The sequence below is a fragment of the Flavobacterium sp. NLM genome (assembly GCF_002210235.1).
In the GTDB taxonomy this organism is placed as follows: domain Bacteria; phylum Bacteroidota; class Bacteroidia; order Flavobacteriales; family Flavobacteriaceae; genus Flavobacterium; species Flavobacterium panici.
Window position 1 is genome coordinate 58866 of record NZ_LIAC01000010.1, and the last position, 19633, is coordinate 78498.

Consider the following 19633-nt stretch of genomic DNA (forward strand, 5'->3'; position numbering starts at 1 on the left):
AACAGCCTTATTTTTTTTTATAAAAAGTACTGTTTTGAAAACTTATCGCTTTCAATTTAAGAACTGAATATTTTTATTAAGCCGTAATTAATAGTACTTTTGCAACCTATTTATACAAAATATGAGCTTTTTAAAAGAAATACAACGCAGAAGAACATTTGGAATTATATCGCATCCCGATGCCGGTAAAACAACATTAACGGAAAAATTATTGTTATTTGGAGGGGCGATTCAGGAAGCTGGAGCTGTAAAAAATAATAAAATTAAAAAAGGAGCAACGAGTGATTTTATGGAAATCGAACGCCAAAGAGGTATTTCGGTTTCGACTTCTGTACTTGCTTTTAATTATAAAGATAAAAAAATCAATATCCTTGATACTCCGGGACATAAGGATTTTGCCGAAGATACATTTAGAACTCTTACTGCTGTTGATAGTGTAATTGTGGTTATTGACGTTGCAAAAGGGGTTGAGGAACAAACGGAAAAATTGGTTGCTGTTTGTAGAATGCGTAACATTCCTATGATTGTTTTCATCAATAAGTTAGACCGTGAAGGTAAAGATGCTTTTGATTTGATGGATGAAGTGGAACAAAAACTGGGATTAAAAGTTACTCCTTTAAGTTTCCCTATCGGAATGGGTTATGATTTTCAGGGTATTTATAATCTTTGGGAAGAAAACATCAATCTTTTCAGCGGAGACAGCCGTAAAAATATCGAAGAAACTATTGCTTTCTCTGATGTTCAAAACAATCCTGAATTAGATAAAATTGTTGGTCAAAAAGCAGCTGAAAAACTTCGTGAAGAATTAGAATTAATTGATGAAGTTTATCCAAAATTTGAACGTCAGGATTATTTAGATGGAAAAATCCAGCCTGTATTTTTTGGTTCTGCTTTGAATAATTTTGGAGTTCGCGAATTGTTAGATTGTTTCGTGGCGATTGCTCCTTCACCAAGACCAAAAGATTCTGAAACTCGTTTGGTTGATCCGGCAGAAGAAAAAATGTCTGGTTTTGTATTTAAAATTCACGCTAACATGGATCCGAAACACCGTGACCGTTTAGCTTTTATAAAAATTGTTTCGGGAACTTTTGAAAGAAACAAACCTTATTACCACGTTCGCCAGAAGAAAAATTTAAAATTTTCAAGCCCGAATGCCTTTTTCGCAGAGAAAAAAGAAATCGTTGATATTTCTTATCCTGGAGATATTGTTGGTTTACACGATACCGGAAACTTTAAAATTGGAGATACTTTAACAGAAGGTGAAGTAATGAGCTTTAAAGGAATTCCGAGTTTCTCTCCGGAACACTTTAGATACATCAACAACGCTGATCCGATGAAAGCTAAGCAATTAGAAAAAGGAGTTGATCAGTTAATGGACGAAGGTGTAGCGCAGTTGTTTACTTTAGAGATGAACAATCGTAAAGTTATTGGAACTGTTGGAGCGCTTCAATATGAAGTAATTCAATATCGTTTAGAACACGAATATGGTGCAAAATGTACTTACGAAAACTTCCCTGTTCACAAAGCTTGCTGGGTAAAACCTGATGATGCTAAAAATGAAGAATTCAAAGAATTTAAACGTATCAAACAAAAATTCCTTGCGCATGATAAATATGGTCAGCTGGTATTTTTAGCCGATTCTGATTTTACAATTCAAATGACACAAAGTAAATATCCAAGTGTGAAATTATACTTCACTTCTGAATTTGATTAATCACTTCTTTAGAAAATATAAAAAGGCTGTCTACTATTAGACAGCCTTTTTTCATTACAATCCCCAACATTTTGTTTTATTGATCTGTATAATTAATTCCTAATCCGCCGGCAATAAAAATTTTAGTCAGCTCATCTGCATCAACAATTATATTTTGTGATAAAACATTATTTTTAACTGCTTTCATAGTAAAAGGTATTTCTTTTGAAAGATAATAATCGCTTCCTGAAATTGTAACTATTAGCGTTTTACTAGTTTTTGCAACTTGCGCTGCTATAGTAAATTCTCCCGTTTTTTGATTTACTTTCACAGGAGTTTCTGAACCATTAACAGATAACATTAAATCTGGATATGTTTCTTTATTAAAAGGTTTATGTGTTTTTGCTTCTAATAATTTTCCTTTTACTGTTATCAAAACTTCTTCGTTTACTGTTTGGTTATATGCTACTTCGCCTAATTTGTACATTGGCTCTGCACAGGCTTTTTCGATTTTAACAGGCTCTTTTTCTTGTGCAGTAAGGTTTGAGGCAAGTAAAATAGTTGCTGCAACTGCCGCATATTTTAAAGTATTGATTTTAGAAGTTTCGCTGTATTCAAATTGTTCTTCAAGCTGCGTTGTTTTTAATCGTGCACATATGTTTGCATCTTTATTTCCGGCAATGAACCTGGCAACTTCAGAATTCGTTTTTTTACTTAAATCAATTACATTTTTCATGCATGAATCACAAAATGAACCACCTGCATTTGGAATCATTTTATCAAAATTTTCAGAGCAAGGATTTTTTATTTCTAAGGTGAATTTCTTTTTCATACTAATACTTTATTTAAGTTAAAACCTTTTGTAATGGTTCTTATCTATATAGAGTATATTTTAAATTAAAAGGTTGGGAAGCGATCAAAATATTTTCAAATTATAAATTGATTTATTCATTTTTAGGCATAAAAAAAGCGCTAATTTGATTAGCGCTTTTTTTTAATTTGAATTAAATCAACCTTACTAAGTCATTATATTTCAAAAATTAATCTTTCATAGGCAGAGCCAAATTAGAACAATATAACCACGCAGGAAAATTTAGTCGATTAAAGTATATTAAATCAGATTAACTGCATTTATTGTAACTCTACAGCAAAAAAAAAGCCCCATTAAAATGGGGCTTTAAAATTTATGCTTGTCCTGCCGGACCAAAATTAAGCGGTATTGGTGCTTGTTCCGTTTCTTTGATTTCGCCGTGAGCGGCCTCAAATCTATGGATATTTTCACCTATTGCTCTTAACAATCTTTTAGCATGTTGTGGTGTCAAGACAATTCTTGACTTTACCTTGGCTTTAGGAATACCCGGCATAATGCTGACAAAATCTAAAACAAACTCTGATGATGAGTGGTTGATAATCGCAAGATTAGAATAAATTCCTTCTGCAATACTTTCGTCTAACTCAATGTTAATTTGCTCTTGTTGTTGTTTCGGATTACTCATAGTTTCCTAATTAATAAATATATTCTTCTTTATTAGCCATCATTTCATTGTAATCGTCTTTAGATCCTACGATAGTGTTATCATATTCTCTCATACCAGTTCCCGCAGGAATTCTGTGTCCAACAATTACATTTTCTTTTAATCCTTCTAGATCATCTACTTTACCAGCTACTGCAGCTTCGTTAAGTACTTTCGTTGTCTCCTGGAATGAAGCCGCAGAAATGAATGATTTAGTTTGTAACGAAGCTCTTGTAATACCTTGAAGAACTGGCGTTGCAGTTGCAGTAATTACGTCTCTTGCTACAACAAGATTTTTATCATTTCGTTTCAATAATGAATTCTCATCACGTAACTCACGAGGTGAAATAATCTGACCTGGTTTCAATACAGCAGAATCTCCAGCGTCTTCAACTACTTTCATACCATATAATTTATCGTTTTGAACGATGAAATCTTTAGTGTGAATTAATTGATCTTCCAGGAATAATGTATCTCCTGGATCCTGAACTCTTACTTTACGCATCATTTGACGAATAACTACCTCAAAGTGCTTGTCATTAATTTTTACCCCTTGTAAACGGTAAACCTCTTGAATTTCATTTACCAAGTACTGTTGAACAGCAGCCGGTCCTTGAATTCTCAAGATATCATCTGGTGTAATTGCACCGTCAGACAATGGAACTCCCGCTCTTACGAAGTCATTTTCTTGTACTAAGATTTGGCTAGAAAGTTTAACTAAATACTTTTTAATCTCACCAAATTTAGATTCGATAACGATCTCACGGTTACCTCTTTTGATTTTTCCAAAAGAAACAACACCATCAATTTCAGATACAACTGCTGGGTTTGAAGGGTTACGAGCCTCAAGCAACTCAGTAATTCTTGGTAAACCTCCCGTGATATCGCCTGCTTTAGAAGAACGACGTGGGATTTTTACTAATACTTTACCTGCTTTAATTTTCTCACCGTTTTCAACCATTAAGTGTGCACCTACTGGTAAGTTGTAAGAACGAATTAATTCACCTTCTTTACCATAAACTAATAACGTTGGGATTAATTTTTTATTTCTAGCCTCAGAAATTACTTTTTCCTGGAAACCAGTCTGCTCATCGATCTCTACCATGAATGATTGTCCTTGCTCTAAATCCTCGTAAGCAATCTTACCAGTAAACTCAGAAACAATTACACCATTATAAGGGTCCCACTTACAGATTACAGTTCCTTTAGCAACAGTTTCTCCATCTTTAACAAAGATACTAGAACCGTAAGGAATGTTATGTGTATTTAAGACGATTCCAGTTTTCTCATCAACTAATTTTAATTCAGTTGAACGTGATACTACGATATCTACCGCATTACCTTCGCTGTCTTCACCTTTAACAGTTTTTAAATCTTCAATCTCAAGTCTACCGTTGAATCTTGTAATGATACTAGATTCTTCAGAAATACCTCCAGCAACCCCTCCAACGTGGAACGTACGAAGTGTTAACTGTGTACCTGGCTCTCCAATAGACTGAGCTGCAATAACTCCAACAGCTTCACCTCTTTGTGTCATCTTACCAGTAGCTAAGTTTCTACCGTAACATTTAGCACAAATACCTTTTAAAGCTTCACAAGTTAATGGAGATCTAACCTCTACTTTTTCAATTGGAGAAGCTTCGATAGTTCTCATAATTGCTTCAGTAATTTGCTGGCCAGATTGAACCATTACTTCATTAGTAAGTGGGTTTATAACATCTTGCAATGCAACACGTCCTAAAATTCTTTCTCCTAATGATTCAACGATTTCCTCATTTTTCTTCAATGCAGAAACTTCAACACCTCTTAAAGTTCCACAATCTTCTATGTTAACAATAACATCTTGAGAAACGTCATGAAGCCTTCTTGTTAAGTATCCGGCATCGGCCGTTTTAAGAGCCGTATCCGCAAGTCCTTTACGAGCACCGTGAGTAGAAATAAAGTACTCAAGAATCGAAAGACCTTCCTTAAAGTTAGACAGAATCGGGTTTTCAATAATCTCACCACCACCAGCAGTAGATTTTTTAGGCTTAGCCATCAAACCACGCATACCAGTTAACTGACGAATCTGTTCCTTAGAACCCCTCGCCCCAGAGTCAAGCATCATATATACAGAGTTGAAACCTTGTTGGTCCTCTCTAATATTTTTCATTGCTAATTCTGTTAACTGAGCATTTGCTGAAGTCCATACGTCAATAACTTGGTTGTAACGTTCGTTATTGGTAATAAGACCCATGTTATAATTCACAGAAATACCTTCAACTTGCTCTCTGGCATCTGCAATTAATTTTGTTTTTTGTTCTGGAATTCTAATATCACCTAAAGAGAATGATAAACCTCCTCTAAATGCGAATTTATACCCCATATCTTTCATATTATCCAAGAAAGCTGCCGTTGTAGGTACATCAGTCACACTTAAAATGTGTCCGATAATATCTCTAAGGTTTTTCTTAGTCAATACATCATTGATATATCCAGCTGCTTCAGGTACTACTTCATTAAATAATACACGTCCTGCAGTTGTTTGAATAATTTTGTACACTAATTCTCCAGCATCATTAAAATCTTTTGCTCTAATTTTAACACGAGCATTCAATTCTAATCTTCCTTCGTTTAATGCAATGTTTACTTCTTCAGCAGAATAGAAAGTCAAATCCTGACCTAAAATAATGTGATCTTCTGTAGAAATACGTTCTTTGGTCATATAATATAGACCCAAAACCATGTCTTGAGAAGGTACTGTAATAGGTGCACCATTTGCAGGGTTCAAGATATTGTGAGAAGCCAACATTAATAATTGAGCCTCTAAAATAGCTTCTGGTCCTAAAGGTAAGTGAACCGCCATCTGGTCACCATCGAAATCGGCGTTGAAAGCCGTACATACTAATGGGTGTAACTGGATCGCTTTTCCTTCAATTAATTTTGGCTGGAAAGCCTGAATACCAAGTCTGTGTAAAGTAGGAGCACGGTTCAGTAATACTGGGTGTCCTTTAATTACATTTTCTAAAATATCCCAAACTACCGGCTCTTTTTTGTCTATGATTTTCTTAGCAGATTTTACTGTTTTTACAATACCTCTTTCAATCAATTTACGGATAACGAAAGGTTTGTATAATTCAGATGCCATATCTTTTGGCAATCCGCATTCGAATAATTTTAACTCAGGACCAACAACAATTACCGAACGAGCAGAATAATCCACACGTTTTCCAAGTAAGTTTTGACGGAAACGTCCTTGCTTACCTTTTAATGAGTCAGATAATGATTTTAATGGTCTGTTAGATTCTGTTTTAACAGCAGAAGCTTTACGAGTGTTATCAAATAATGAATCTACAGATTCTTGCAACATACGTTTCTCGTTTCTTAAGATAACTTCTGGAGCTTTAATCTCCATTAATCTTTTTAAACGGTTGTTACGGATGATTACACGACGATATAAGTCGTTCAAATCTGAAGTTGCAAAACGACCTCCATCAAGCGGCACAAGCGGACGTAATTCTGGTGGGATAACTGGAACCACTTTCATAATCATCCATTCTGGACGGTTTTCGCGGTTTTCGTTAGACTCACGGAAAGACTCAACAACTTGTAATCTTTTTAAAGCTTCAGTTTTACGTTGTTTAGATGTTTCGTTGTTAGCGCTGTGTCTTAATTCATAAGATAAAGCATCTAAGTCAATACGAGCCAATAAATCCATAATACACTCTGCTCCCATTTTGGCAACAAATTTATTTGGATCTAAATCATCTAAATATTGGTTTTCCTGTGGAAGAGTATCTAAAATATTCAAATATTCTTCTTCAGTTAAGAAATCAAGTCTTTGTAAAGATTCTCCATCTGCATTTTTAGCAATACCAGCCTGGATTACTACGTATCTTTCGTAGTAAATGATCATATCTAATTTCTTAGATGGAAGACCAAGGATATAACCAATTTTGTTTGGAAGAGAACGGAAGTACCAGATATGAGCAATTGGCACAACAAGGTTGATGTGTCCTACTCTGTCACGACGTACTTTTTTCTCAGTAACTTCAACACCACAACGGTCACAGATGATACCTTTGTAACGAATTCTTTTATATTTACCACAAGCACATTCAAAATCCTTAACAGGTCCGAAGATTCTTTCGCAGAAAAGTCCGTCACGTTCTGGTTTGTGAGTTCTGTAGTTGATTGTTTCTGGCTTTAAAACCTCTCCTCTTGATTCTTTCAAGATAGATTCTGGTGAAGCCAATCCAATAGAGATTTTGTTAAATCTTTTAATTGGATTCTTATCTTTATTATTTCTATTATTCATCATAGTTTTTACTATTGATTTACTTGCTATTAAAAATTGATTTAGATTCACAATCTACATCTTTCAAAAAGTTCCCTTTAAAAAAGAGTTAAATCATTACGCTTACCACGAGTTACTTCTCTAAACTCCAAACTTAATTTGAAGCGCTAGTTATAAAATGCCTTGCATTATTATAAAAAATCGGAACGGGTTACGGGTATAAATCTTAAAAACTCTAATATTTAGTCACAGTTAGCAGTCTCAATTTTCAGTACGGAACTGAATGCTGAGACTGTGACTGAAAACTTTTATTACTCTTCCAAACGAAGATCTAGACCTAGACCTTTCAATTCGTGCATTAATACATTAAATGATTCTGGTAAACCTGGTTCTGGCATAGTTTCACCCTTAACGATAGCCTCGTAAGTTTTAGCTCTACCAATAACGTCATCAGACTTAACAGTTAAGATTTCACGTAGTGTACTAGAAGCTCCATAAGCTTCAAGTGCCCAAACCTCCATCTCTCCAAAACGCTGACCTCCAAATTGAGCTTTACCTCCAAGTGGTTGTTGTGTAATCAACGAGTATGGTCCGATAGAACGTGCGTGCATCTTATCATCAACCATGTGTCCTAATTTAAGCATGTAAATTACACCCACAGTTGCTTTTTGTGCAAAACGCTCACCAGTTCCACCATCATAAAGATAAGTATGTCCAAAACGTGGTACGTTAGCTTCATCAGTCAAGGCATTGATCTCATCAAGAGAAGCACCGTCAAAAATTGGAGTAGCAAATTTTCTACCCAAGTTCATACCAGCCCATCCAAGAACAGTCTCATAAATCTGACCAATGTTCATACGTGAAGGTACCCCAAGTGGATTCAATACGATATCTACCGGTGTTCCATCTTCTAAGAAAGGCATATCTTCATGACGAACGATTCTTGCAACAATACCTTTGTTACCGTGACGTCCTGCCATTTTATCCCCTACTTTCAACTTACGTTTTTTAGCGATATAGATTTTAGCCAATTTCAAGATTCCAGATGGTAATTCATCTCCAACTGTAATAGTGAATTTTTCTCTTCTTAAAGATCCTTGTAAGTCGTTCAGCTTAATTTTATAGTTATGAATTAAATCATTAACCATTTTATTTGTAGCGTCATCAGCAACCCATTGACCTTTGCTTAAGTGAGCAAAATCCTCTACTGCGTAAAGCATTTTTTGAGTATATTTTTTACCTTTTGGTAAAACTTCTTCACCCAAATCATTCATTACACCTTGAGAAGTTTTTCCGTTAACGATCAAGAATAATTTTTCAACTAATCTGTCTTTTAATTCAACAAATTTAGTTTCAAATTCCATTTCTAAAGCGCCTAAAGCATCTTTATCCTGAGTACGTTTACGTTTATCTTTTACGGCTCTTGCAAATAATTTTTTGTCAAGAACTACACCATGTAAAGATGGAGAAGCTTTTAATGAAGCATCTTTTACATCACCTGCTTTATCCCCGAAGATTGCACGAAGCAATTTCTCTTCTGGAGTAGGATCTGATTCTCCTTTTGGTGTAATTTTTCCGATCAAAATGTCGCCAGGTTTAACCTCTGCTCCAATTCTGATCATACCGTTTTCATCTAAATCTTTAGTAGCTTCTTCAGAAACGTTAGGAATATCGTTTGTTAACTCTTCGTTTCCTAACTTAGTATCTCTAACCTCTAATGAATAATCATCAACGTGGATAGATGTAAAAATATCATCACGAACTACTTTTTCAGAAATTACAATCGCATCCTCGAAGTTATACCCTTTCCATGGCATGAACGCAACTTTTAAGTTTCTACCTAAAGCTAATTCTCCATTTTGAGTAGCATATCCTTCTGATAATACTTGTCCAGGAATAACTCTGTCACCTTTTCTTACGATTGGTTTCAAGTTAATACTTGTACCTTGATTGGTTTTTCTAAATTTAATAAGGTTGTATGTTTTCTCATCAGCATCAAAACTAACCATTCTCTCGTCTTCTGTACGATCGTATTTAATAGTAATGATATTAGCATCAACATATTCAACAGTTCCATGCCCTTCAGCATTGATTAATACTCTTGAATCTGAAGCTACCTGACGCTCTAAACCTGTACCTACAATTGGTGCTTCAGGACGGATCAAAGGAACTGCCTGACGCATCATATTAGATCCCATCAACGCACGGTTCGCATCATCATGCTCCAAGAAAGGAATCAATGACGCAGAAATCGATGCAATCTGATTAGGAGCAACGTCTGTATAATGAACTACAGATGGTTCAACAACCGGGAAGTCACCTTCCTCACGAGCAATAACATTGCTAGCTGTAATTTTACCAGTTTCGTCCATTTCAATGTTTGCCTGAGCAATCATTTTACCTTCTTCTTCTTCAGCACTTAAGTAAATTGGAGTACTTTCTAAATCAACTACACCATTAGTTACTTTACGGTATGGAGTTTCGATGAATCCCATTCCGTTTACTTTTGCATAAACACCAAGAGATGAAATCAAACCAATGTTTGGTCCCTCAGGAGTTTCAATCGGACATAAACGACCATAGTGCGTATAGTGAACGTCACGAACCTCGAAACCAGCTCTCTCTCTCGAAAGTCCACCTGGTCCAAGTGCAGAAAGTCTTCTTTTGTGTGTAATCTCAGCTAATGGATTCGTTTGATCCATAAATTGAGATAACTGGTTAGTACCAAAGAAAGAGTTGATAACTGATGATAATGTTTTAGCATTGATCAAATCAATTGGTGTAAACACCTCGTTATCTCTAACGTTCATTCTCTCACGAATAGTTCTAGCCATACGTGCTAAACCAACACCGAATTGTTGAGACAATTGTTCACCAACTGTTCTAACACGACGGTTTGATAAGTGATCAATATCATCAATCTCTGCTTTAGAGTTGATCAATTCGATCAAATATTTTACGATTGTAATGATATCTTCTTTGGTAAGCACTTGCTTATCCATTGGGATATCTAAATCTAATTTTTTGTTCATTCTGTAACGACCAACTTCACCTAAGTTATAACGTTGATCAGAGAAGAACAATTTATCTATAATACCACGAGCAGTTTCCTCATCAGGCGGTTCAGCGTTACGCAGCTGACGGTAAATGTGCTCTACAGCTTCTTTTTCAGAGTTTGTTGGATCTTTTTGTAACGTGTTGTGGATAATAGCATAATCTGCCTGGTTATTATCCTCTTTGTGTAACAAGATAGATTTAACGTTAGAATCGATGATCTCTTCAACATTATCTTTGTCGATAATTGTATCACGATCAAGGATGATTTCGTTACGTTCGATAGAAACTACCTCACCAGTATCCTCGTCAACGAAATCCTCGTGCCATGTGTTCAATACACGTGCAGCAAGTCTTCTTCCAATATATTTCTTAATACCAGTTTTAGAAACTTTAATCTCTTCTGCTAAGTCGAAAATTTCAAGGATATCCTTATCTCTTTCGAAACCGATAGCACGGAATAAAGTTGTTACAGGTAATTTTTTCTTTCTATCGATATAAGCGTACATTACGCTGTTGATATCTGTAGAGAATTCTATCCAAGATCCTTTAAAAGGAATTACTCTCGCAGAATAAAGTTTAGTTCCATTTGCGTGGAATGACTGTCCAAAGAAAACCCCAGGAGAACGGTGTAATTGTGATACTACTACACGCTCGGCACCATTGATTACAAAAGTACCACTAGGAGTCATATAAGGTATTGTTCCAAGATATACATCTTGTACAATTGTTTCAAAATCTTCGTGTTCTGGATCTGTACAGTATAGTTTTAACCTGGCTTTTAAAGGCACACTATAAGTAAGACCTCTCTCTATACATTCTTGAATTGTATAACGTGGCGGATCAACAAAATAATCTAGGAATTCCAATACAAAGTTGTTTCTTGTATCTGTAATTGGGAAGTTTTCCATGAAGGTATTGTATAACCCTTCGTTGCCTCTTTCGTCAGATTTCGTTTCTAATTGGAAGAAATCCTTAAAAGATTTAACCTGAACATCCAGGAAATCCGGATAGTCAGGAATGTTTTTTGTAGAGGCAAAATTCAATCTTTCAGTCTGATTTGTTATCATCAATGGACAAAATTTTGATTAAAAAAAAGTAATTTTTTTGTGTAAAAACACAGTGCTTAGTTTATACTTTCTTTTTAAAATCAATACATCTTTAAAAATAAACAGATAAAATCAGTTGCATTTTTTTTCTTCGTATTGATCAAAAACTTTTTCGTATTTTAAACTATTTGATAATAAAATTTAATGTATTTTATTATACGAAAAATGGTTTAGGCCTTTGAGTGTTAACTCAGGACCTAAACCTAGTTCTTAAAACTGAGTTGAATTATTTAAGCTCAACTACAGCTCCAGCTTCTTCTAATGATTTTTTAAGACCTTCAGCCTCTTCTTTAGAAACACCTTCTTTAACAGTACTTGGAGCACCGTCAACTACATCTTTAGCTTCTTTAAGACCTAAACCTGTAAGTTCTTTAACTAATTTTACAACTGCTAATTTAGAAGCACCAGCTTCTTTTAATACAACTGTAAATTCAGTTTGTGCTTCTTCAGCAGCACCTTCTCCACCACCAGCAGCAACTACTACAGCTGCAGCAGCAGGCTCGATACCATACTCGTCTTTTAATATTGTTGCTAATTCGTTAACTTCTTTAACTGTTAAGTTAACTAATTGTTCTGCGAATTGTTTCAAATCTGCCATTTTTTCTATCGTTTAAAATGATTTGTAAAAATATAATTTATTTATTGTGCGCTAATTAAGCAACAAGGAAGCAAGCTTCCCTGCTTTGATTATTATGCTTCAGTTTCTTCTTCGCTACCAGCGAATTTGTTTTGTAAAGCAGAAATAATTCTTTGAGCTGGAGATTGTAATAATCCAATGATTTCTCCAATTAACTCTTCTTTAGACTTGATAGTTGCTAGTGCATCTAATTGGTTATCTCCAATATAAACTTCATTGTTAATGAAAGCACCTTTTAAAACTGGTTTATCAGATTTCTTACGGAAATCTTTAATGATTTTTCCAGGAGCATTAGCTACATCAGAAATGAAAATAGCACTATTACCAGTCAAAACTGAAGGTAAGTCACCATAATCAGTAGAAGAAGCTTCCATTGCTTTTGCAAGCAAAGTGTTCTTTACAACTTCTAATTTGATACCTGCTTTAAAGCAAGCTCTACGTAAGCTTGAAGTTGTTTCTGCGTTTAAACCAGAAATATCAGATACATAAATGATATTTGTACCAGCTAACTGCGCAGTTAAATTTTCAATCGCGATTGATTTTTCTTCTCTAGTCATACTAAAAATTTTTAACTACCAATTATACTGCTTTTGGGTCTAATGCAATAGCAGGACTCATTGTGCTTGTAAGGTGAATACCTTTAATGTATGTACCTTTAGCAGCAGTTGGTTTAAGTTTTATTAATGTTTGAATAATTTCGTGTGCGTTGTCAACAATTTGCTCAGCTCCAAAAGAAACTTTACCAATTCCTGCGTGAACGATACCAGTTTTATCAACTTTAAAGTCAATTTTACCAGCTTTAACCTCTTGAACAGCTTTTGCAACATCCATAGTTACAGTACCTGTTTTAGGGTTTGGCATTAAACCTCTAGGTCCTAAAATACGACCTAATGGACCTAATTTCCCCATAACAGCCGGCATAGTGATGATAACATCAACATCTGTCCAACCATCTTTAATTTTTTGTAAGTAATCATCAAGACCAACGTGATCTGCTCCAGCTTCTCTTGCTTCAGCCTCTTTATCTGGAGTAACCAATGCTAATACTTTAACATCCTTTCCTGTTCCGTGAGGTAAAGTTACCACACCTCTTACCATTTGATTCGCTTTTCTTGGATCAACACCCAAACGCACTGCGATATCAACAGACTCATCAAATTTTGCAGAAGCAACAACTTTCAATAATGCCGCAGCATCTTTTAGAGAGTATAATTTGTTCTTTTCAATTTTTGAAGCAGCCTCTTTTTGCTTTTTTGTTAATTTTGCCATGTCTTTTTCTTAATTAAAAAGGAGCATCTCCTGATACAGTTATACCCATAGATCTAGCTGTTCCAGCAACCATACTCATTGCTTTTTCTACTGTAAAAGCATTTAAGTCAGGCATTTTGTCTTCAGCAATAGCTCTAATTTGTTCCCAAGTAACACTAGCTACTTTTTTACGATTAGGCTCACCAGAACCAGATTTTAGCTTTGCAGCTTCCATTAACTGAACTGCTGCTGGAGGAGTCTTAACAACAAAATCGAATGATTTGTCTTTGTACACAGTGATTTGCACTGGACAAATTTTGCCAGGTTTATCCTGAGTTCTAGCATTAAATTGCTTACAGAACTCCATGATATTAACCCCAGCAGCTCCTAAAGCAGGTCCAACCGGTGGCGACGGGTTCGCAGCACCTCCCTTAACTTGTAGTTTAACTACCTTACTAATTTCTTTAGCCATTTTTAAAAAATTTAATACACAATCAATTGGAAGCGATTGTGATAGATATTATATGTAACAAAAAATTATACTTTTTCAACTTGCATAAAACTCAATTCTAATGGAGTTTTTCTTCCGAAAATCTTAACCATTACTTCAAGTTTACGCTTTTCTTCATTGATTTTTTCAACCGTACCATTGAAACCGTTAAAAGGACCATCGATCACTTTTACCGTTTCACCTAAGCTGAAAGGAATAGCACGAGTATCTGTATTTACAGCTAGCTCATCTACCTTACCTAACATACGATTTACCTCAGACAATCTCAAAGGAACAGGTTCCCCTCCTTTAATCTCACCTAAGAAACCAATTACACTTGTAATAGATTTAATAATATGAGGTATCTCACCAACTAAGTTAGCTTCAATCATAACGTATCCAGGAAAATACACTTTATCCTTAGACATCTTTTTTCCCTCTTTTACAGTAACTACTTTTTCAGTAGGCACTAAAACCTGGGAAACATAATCCTCCATCCCTAGTCTGGCAATCTCAGTTTCGATGTAAGCTTTAACCTTATTTTCCTGGCCGCTTACTGCTCTAACCACATACCATTTTTTCACATTATTATCTGCCATCACAAAAAAATTATCCTTTTAACCAGTTAAAAAATCCAGCCAAAGCTTTTGCAAAAAATTCGTCTACTCCCCAAGTTGCCAAAGCGAACAGAATCGAAAATACAGCCACAACAATTGTCAATTTTTGAACTTCAGCCCAAGCTGGCCAAGTAACATTTGACTTTAATTCTTCGAAAGCCTCTGATAAATAATTAGTAACTTTTGTCATTTGATATAATTTTTATTGCACGGGCGGAGGGATTCGAACCCCCATCAACGGTTTTGGAGACCGCTATTCTACCCTTGAACTACGCCCGTAATTAAAAGCCAGTGATTTCGTTAAAAAAATCAACTGGCTTTTTATAATTTGTTATAGGATTATCCTATGATTTCAGTCACCTGACCTGCACCTACAGTTCTACCACCTTCACGGATAGCAAAACGTAAACCTACGCTCATTGCGATTGGGCTTAATAAAGCAACATTGATAGTCAAGTTATCTCCTGGCATTACCATCTCTACTCCTTCTGGTAAAGTAATAACTCCTGTTACGTCAGTTGTACGTACGTAGAACTGTGGACGGTAGTTATTGTGGAATGGAGTATGACGTCCACCTTCTTCTTTTTTCAAGATATAAACCTCAGCTTTGAAAGTAGCGTGTGGTTTTACTGATCCTGGCTTAATGATAACCATTCCTCTTTTGATAGATTCTTTATCAATACCTCTTAACAATAAACCTACGTTATCTCCAGCTTCACCTCTATCAAGGATTTTACGGAACATCTCAACTCCTGTAATAGTAGAAGTTAATTTATCAGCTCCCATACCAATGATTTCAACAGCATCACCTGTATTAGCAATACCAGTTTCGATACGACCTGTAGCAACAGTTCCACGACCAGTAATTGTAAATACGTCCTCAACTGGCATCAAGAATGGTTTAGCAACGTCACGCACTGGCTCTTCGATCCAAGCATCAACAGCTTCCATTAATTCAATGATTTTTGGTACCCAAGCAGGATCATTATTCAATCCTCCTAAAGCAGAACCTTGAACAACAGGACCATTATCTCCATCATATTCGTAGAAAGATAATAAATCTCTAATTTCCATTTCAACAAGCTCTAACAACTCAGCATCATCAACCATATCCACTTTGTTCATGAAAACAACGATTCTTGGAATACCAACCTGACGTCCTAAAAGGATGTGCTCACGAGTTTGTGGCATTGGACCATCTGTAGCAGCAACTACTAAGATAGCTCCGTCCATTTGAGCTGCTCCAGTAACCATGTTCTTTACGTAATCCGCGTGACCTGGACAGTCAACGTGAGCGTAGTGACGGTTAGCTGTTTCATACTCTACGTGAGATGTATTAATAGTAATACCTCTTTCTTTCTCCTCTGGAGCGTTATCGATTTGATCAAACGATTTTGCTTGACAGTAACCAGCATCTGACAATACTTTTGTAATTGCAGCAGTTAATGTAGTTTTTCCGTGATCCACGTGTCCAATTGTACCTATGTTTAAGTGCGGTTTGGAACGATTAAAATTCTCCTTTGCCATTTTACTTAATTTTTAATCTTAGTTATATATTAATTTTCAATTTCCTACTTACTTGAGCCAATGTCGGGATTTGAACCCGAGACCTCTTCCTTACCAAGGAAGCACTCTACCCCTGAGCTACACCGGCAGAGAGTTCTGATTTTAGATTTTTGAATTCAGATTTTAGATTTTGAAAATCTAAAATCTAAAATCCGAAATCTTAACTTCTTTTTTTTGTGGGGAGAGCAGGATTCGAACCTGCGAAGTTCACACAGCAGATTTACAGTCTGCCCTCGTTGGCCGCTTGAGTATCTCCCCTTGTAATTTTAGACTTTAAATTTTAGATTTTAGATTTCTCCAAATCATATTTTTTGTCCTAAATTTCTGTTTTCCAATATTTTAAAAGAACCAATTTCAAATCGCATTTGAAATATTTTTGAGCCGATAGAGGGACTCGAACCCACGACCTGCTGATTACAAATCAGCTGCTCTAGCCAGCTGAGCTACATCGGCGAATACATTAAAAAAGTCCGCTATTTCTAACGGACTGCAAATGTAGCTATTTTATCTTTGAATCAAAACATTTTTTAAAAAAAATTTCAATTAAATATGTGCTCTTATTTTTTCTTTCCTTTTTACCAATAAACGTTCTAAAGATTCTGCCGAAAGCTCAACTGCTTCTTCAAACGATTTGCATTGCTTTTTAACCAAAAACTCATCTCCCGGAACATTAATCTTAATCTCTACCGCCTTATTCTCCTTATCACTTGTTCTTTCAACTTTTAAAAAAACATCAGCCGAAACAACTCGGTCGTAATACTTTTCCAGCTTATCCATTCTCTCTTGAATAAAATCCACCAATTTTCTGTCGACAGTAAAGTTAACTGCATGAACATCTACCTTCATAATAATTATTTTAGGGTTAAACATTTCAGAGTTATTACTTATTTCTTGGATGAGCATCTGAATAAACTTTTTTAAGTTCTGCTAAACTATTATGAGTATAAACTTGCGTAGATGCCAAACTCGAATGCCCTAATAACTCCTTAACTGAATTTAAATCTGCTCCGTTATTTAATAAGTGAGTCGCAAAAGTATGCCGAAGCACGTGAGGACTTTTTTTTACCTTTTCAGAGACCCTACTAAAGTAACAATTTATTAATCGATACACAAACGATTCACTCAATTTTAACCCTTTTTTCGAAATAAAAAAATAATCAGAATCTTTGATTTCTTCAACCTCCACTCTTTCTTTTAAATACAAATTAATCTGATCTGCAACTATAGGCAAAAGCGGAATAATTCGCTCTTTGTTTCTTTTCCCTAACACCTTAATAAGATTCGAAGACAAATCAACATTCCTCATCATTAAACCTATTAATTCTGCACGACGCATTCCCGTTGTATAAAAAAGATCAACAATAAGCTTATCTCTTATTTCTTCAAATCCGGATGGAGAATCTACCCCAAGCATTAAATCGTTTACTTCTTTTTCTGAAAATGGAATCTGGACAATTTTAGGAGTTTTAAGCGCTTTATGCTTAAGCATTGGATTTACATCAATTTGCTTAATCTTTAAAAGAAATTTATAAAAGGCTTTTAAGGAAGCCATTTTTCGATTTACAGAAACATTAGAAATTTCCTGATCGACTAAAGAAATAATCCAGCTTCTTATTTGACTATAATTAACCTGCTCTACATTATCCTGCTCGAAACGGGATTTATTAAATTCTTCAAAAAAACCAATATCATTCAAATAAGCATTAACCGTATGTGGAGAATATTTTTTTTCCAGCTGTAAATAATCACGAAAAGCTTCTTTGTTTGATTTCATAAGAAAGATTTTTTTTTGATTTATACCTATTATATATAAACCACTAGAAGATTTTTAAAATAAAAAAAACCGTTAGCATCAAAGTTAAAACTTTTTGATGACTAACGGTAATTATTTTTGAAAAGCGAAATACTAACTTTCTAAACTATCTTTCAAAGTTTGGATGTAAGCAGCTTTTTGAATTTGAGCTCTTTTTACAACAGAAGGCTTAATAAAAGCAGTACGTGCTCTTAATTGACGAACAGTTCCTGTTTTATCAAATTTTCTTTTATAGCGCTTTAATGCTCTATCGATATTTTCTCCGTCTTTAATTGGTATAATTAACATAATATAGACACCTCCTCTCGTTAAGGCTGCAAATGTAAAAATTAATTATTAATTATGAGTTATAAATTGTGATTTTTTTTCTGAGAGAATAGAGTATAGAAAATAGAGAATAGACAGAGCTTCTTTATTCTTTACTCTTTACTCTTTACTCTTTACTCTTTACTCTTTACTCTTTACTCTTTACTCTTTCAACAAATTTCTAGAGATAACTAATTTTTGAATTTCAGTAGTTCCTTCTCCAATTGTACATAATTTAGAATCTCTGTAAAATTTCTCTACTGGGAAATCTTTTGTATAACCATAACCTCCGTGAATCTGCACTGCTTCATTTGCAATTTTAACGCAGGCTTCTGATGCATACATTTTTGCCATTGCACCTAATGTTGTGACTGGTTTATGCTGTTGCTTTAAATACGCTGCTTTGTGCAGTAATAATTCTGAGGCTTCAATTTCTGTTGCCATATCAGCTAGTTTAAATGAAATTCCCTGAAAGCTGCTTATTGGCTGACCAAATTGATGTCTTTCTTTTGAATATTTTAATGCAGCTTCATAAGCACCTTTTGAAATTCCTAATGATAAAGCTCCAATTGAAATTCGGCCTCCGTCTAGAATTTTCATTGCCTGAACAAATCCTTGTCCAACTTCACCTAATCTGTTTGCATCCGGAACACGGCAGCTGTCAAAAACTAACTCAGCAGTTTCACTTGCACGCATTCCTAATTTATTTTCTTTTTTTCCTGAAGAAAATCCTGCCATTCCTTTTTCTAATACAAAAGCAGTCATTCCTTTAGAATCTCCTTTTTCTCCTGTTCTAACAATTACAACTGCTACATCTCCAGAAATAGCATGTGTGATAAAATTTTTAGCTCCATTAATAACCCAGAAATCTCCGTCTTTAACAGCCGTTGTATTCATTCCTCCGGCATCAGATCCTGTGTTATGTTCTGTTAATCCCCACGCTCCTATATATTCGGCAGTAGCTAATTTTGGTAAATACTTTTTCTTTTGCTCTTCGTTTCCAAAGGTCAAAATATGGTTGGTACAAAGCGAATTATGCGCTGCAACTGACAAACCAATTGAGGGATCTACTTTTGAAATCTCTTCAATAACCGTAATATATTCATGATAACCTAATCCAGATCCCCCATATTCTTCGGGCACTAAAACCCCCATAAACCCCATTTCTCCCAGTTTTTTAAACAAATCAACCGGAAAAATCTGGGCTTCATCCCACTCCATTATAAAGGGCTTAATATTCTTTTCTGCAAAGTCTTTTATAGATTGAGCAATCATCGACTGCATTTCGTTATAATCAAAATTCATTATGT

16 protein-coding genes and 4 tRNA genes are annotated in these 19633 nt (G+C 35.1%); 1 reads left to right on the top strand and 19 read right to left on the bottom strand.

Translation table 11 applies throughout. The features are described 5' to 3' along the window. Positions 1 to 121 precede the first annotated feature (121 nt). Positions 122 to 1714 (top strand): peptide chain release factor 3, encoded by a 1593-nt coding sequence (locus APR43_RS13515; RefSeq protein WP_053472300.1) that lies wholly within the window; start codon positions 122 to 124, stop codon positions 1712 to 1714. Positions 1715 to 1790: 76 nt separating this feature from the next. Here APR43_RS13515 and APR43_RS13520 read toward each other — a convergent pair whose 3' ends face one another. The 19 genes from APR43_RS13520 to APR43_RS13610 all read right to left on the bottom strand — a co-directional run bounded on the left by APR43_RS13520 (position 1791) and on the right by APR43_RS13610 (position 19628). Next, positions 1791 to 2525: a hypothetical protein gene (locus APR43_RS13520; protein ID WP_053472301.1), complete on the bottom strand. Its 735-nt coding sequence runs from the start codon at positions 2523 to 2525 to the stop codon at positions 1791 to 1793. Between the two features lie 352 nt (positions 2526 to 2877). Beyond that, a complete protein-coding gene (locus tag APR43_RS13525; protein ID WP_053472302.1) occupies positions 2878 to 3189 on the bottom strand; it encodes a DUF3467 domain-containing protein in 312 nt (103 codons plus the stop codon). Positions 3190 to 3199: 10 nt separating this feature from the next. Continuing rightward, positions 3200 to 7507, bottom strand: a complete 4308-nt coding sequence (rpoC, locus tag APR43_RS13530) for a DNA-directed RNA polymerase subunit beta' (RefSeq protein WP_053472303.1) — start codon at positions 7505 to 7507, stop codon at positions 3200 to 3202. Positions 7508 to 7794: 287 nt separating this feature from the next. After that, entirely contained in the window at positions 7795 to 11607 is a 3813-nt protein-coding gene (gene rpoB / locus APR43_RS13535; RefSeq protein WP_053472304.1) for a DNA-directed RNA polymerase subunit beta, read from the bottom strand. A gap of 265 nt (positions 11608 to 11872) precedes the next feature. Continuing rightward, a complete protein-coding gene (gene rplL / locus APR43_RS13540; RefSeq protein ID WP_025572412.1) occupies positions 11873 to 12244 on the bottom strand; it encodes a 50S ribosomal protein L7/L12 in 372 nt (123 codons plus the stop codon). A gap of 92 nt (positions 12245 to 12336) precedes the next feature. Continuing rightward, positions 12337 to 12840, bottom strand: a complete 504-nt coding sequence (gene rplJ, locus APR43_RS13545; protein ID WP_053472305.1) for a 50S ribosomal protein L10 — start codon at positions 12838 to 12840, stop codon at positions 12337 to 12339. Between the two features lie 22 nt (positions 12841 to 12862). Further along, positions 12863 to 13552 carry a 50S ribosomal protein L1 gene (rplA, locus tag APR43_RS13550; protein ID WP_012024013.1) on the bottom strand — a complete coding sequence of 230 codons (690 nt, stop codon included), beginning with the start codon at positions 13550 to 13552 and terminating at the stop codon, positions 12863 to 12865. A 13-nt stretch (positions 13553 to 13565) separates the two neighbouring features. Then, on the bottom strand, positions 13566 to 14003 hold the full coding sequence (gene rplK / locus APR43_RS13555) for a 50S ribosomal protein L11 (RefSeq protein WP_026713295.1): 438 nt from the start codon (positions 14001 to 14003) through the stop codon (positions 13566 to 13568). A 65-nt stretch (positions 14004 to 14068) separates the two neighbouring features. Beyond that, positions 14069 to 14620: a transcription termination/antitermination protein NusG gene (gene nusG / locus APR43_RS13560; protein WP_031456759.1), complete on the bottom strand. Its 552-nt coding sequence runs from the start codon at positions 14618 to 14620 to the stop codon at positions 14069 to 14071. Positions 14621 to 14630: 10 nt separating this feature from the next. Further along, the gene (gene secE, locus APR43_RS13565; RefSeq protein ID WP_008466927.1) at positions 14631 to 14828 is read right to left on the bottom strand and encodes a preprotein translocase subunit SecE; all 198 of its coding nucleotides are present in this window, start codon (positions 14826 to 14828) and stop codon (positions 14631 to 14633) included. Positions 14829 to 14846: 18 nt separating this feature from the next. Then, positions 14847 to 14917, bottom strand: a tRNA-Trp gene (locus APR43_RS13570). A gap of 60 nt (positions 14918 to 14977) precedes the next feature. Continuing rightward, positions 14978 to 16165 carry an elongation factor Tu gene (gene tuf, locus APR43_RS13575; RefSeq protein WP_053472306.1) on the bottom strand — a complete coding sequence of 396 codons (1188 nt, stop codon included), beginning with the start codon at positions 16163 to 16165 and terminating at the stop codon, positions 14978 to 14980. A 55-nt stretch (positions 16166 to 16220) separates the two neighbouring features. After that, positions 16221 to 16292: transfer RNA gene (locus APR43_RS13580), tRNA-Thr, on the bottom strand. Positions 16293 to 16381: 89 nt separating this feature from the next. Continuing rightward, positions 16382 to 16462 (bottom strand) — tRNA-Tyr (locus APR43_RS13585). A 121-nt stretch (positions 16463 to 16583) separates the two neighbouring features. Next, a tRNA-Thr gene (locus tag APR43_RS13590) sits at positions 16584 to 16657 on the bottom strand. Positions 16658 to 16747: 90 nt separating this feature from the next. Continuing rightward, a complete protein-coding gene (gene hpf, locus APR43_RS13595; protein WP_053472330.1) occupies positions 16748 to 17050 on the bottom strand; it encodes a ribosome hibernation-promoting factor, HPF/YfiA family in 303 nt (100 codons plus the stop codon). Between the two features lie 34 nt (positions 17051 to 17084). After that, the gene (locus APR43_RS13600; protein ID WP_053472307.1) at positions 17085 to 17978 is read right to left on the bottom strand and encodes a tyrosine-type recombinase/integrase; all 894 of its coding nucleotides are present in this window, start codon (positions 17976 to 17978) and stop codon (positions 17085 to 17087) included. Positions 17979 to 18110: 132 nt separating this feature from the next. Beyond that, positions 18111 to 18305, bottom strand: coding sequence for a 30S ribosomal protein S21 (gene rpsU / locus APR43_RS13605; RefSeq protein ID WP_012024008.1), 195 nt, complete (start codon positions 18303 to 18305; stop codon positions 18111 to 18113). A 180-nt stretch (positions 18306 to 18485) separates the two neighbouring features. Beyond that, positions 18486 to 19628: an acyl-CoA dehydrogenase family protein gene (locus tag APR43_RS13610; protein ID WP_053472308.1), complete on the bottom strand. Its 1143-nt coding sequence runs from the start codon at positions 19626 to 19628 to the stop codon at positions 18486 to 18488. Positions 19629 to 19633 lie beyond the last annotated feature (5 nt).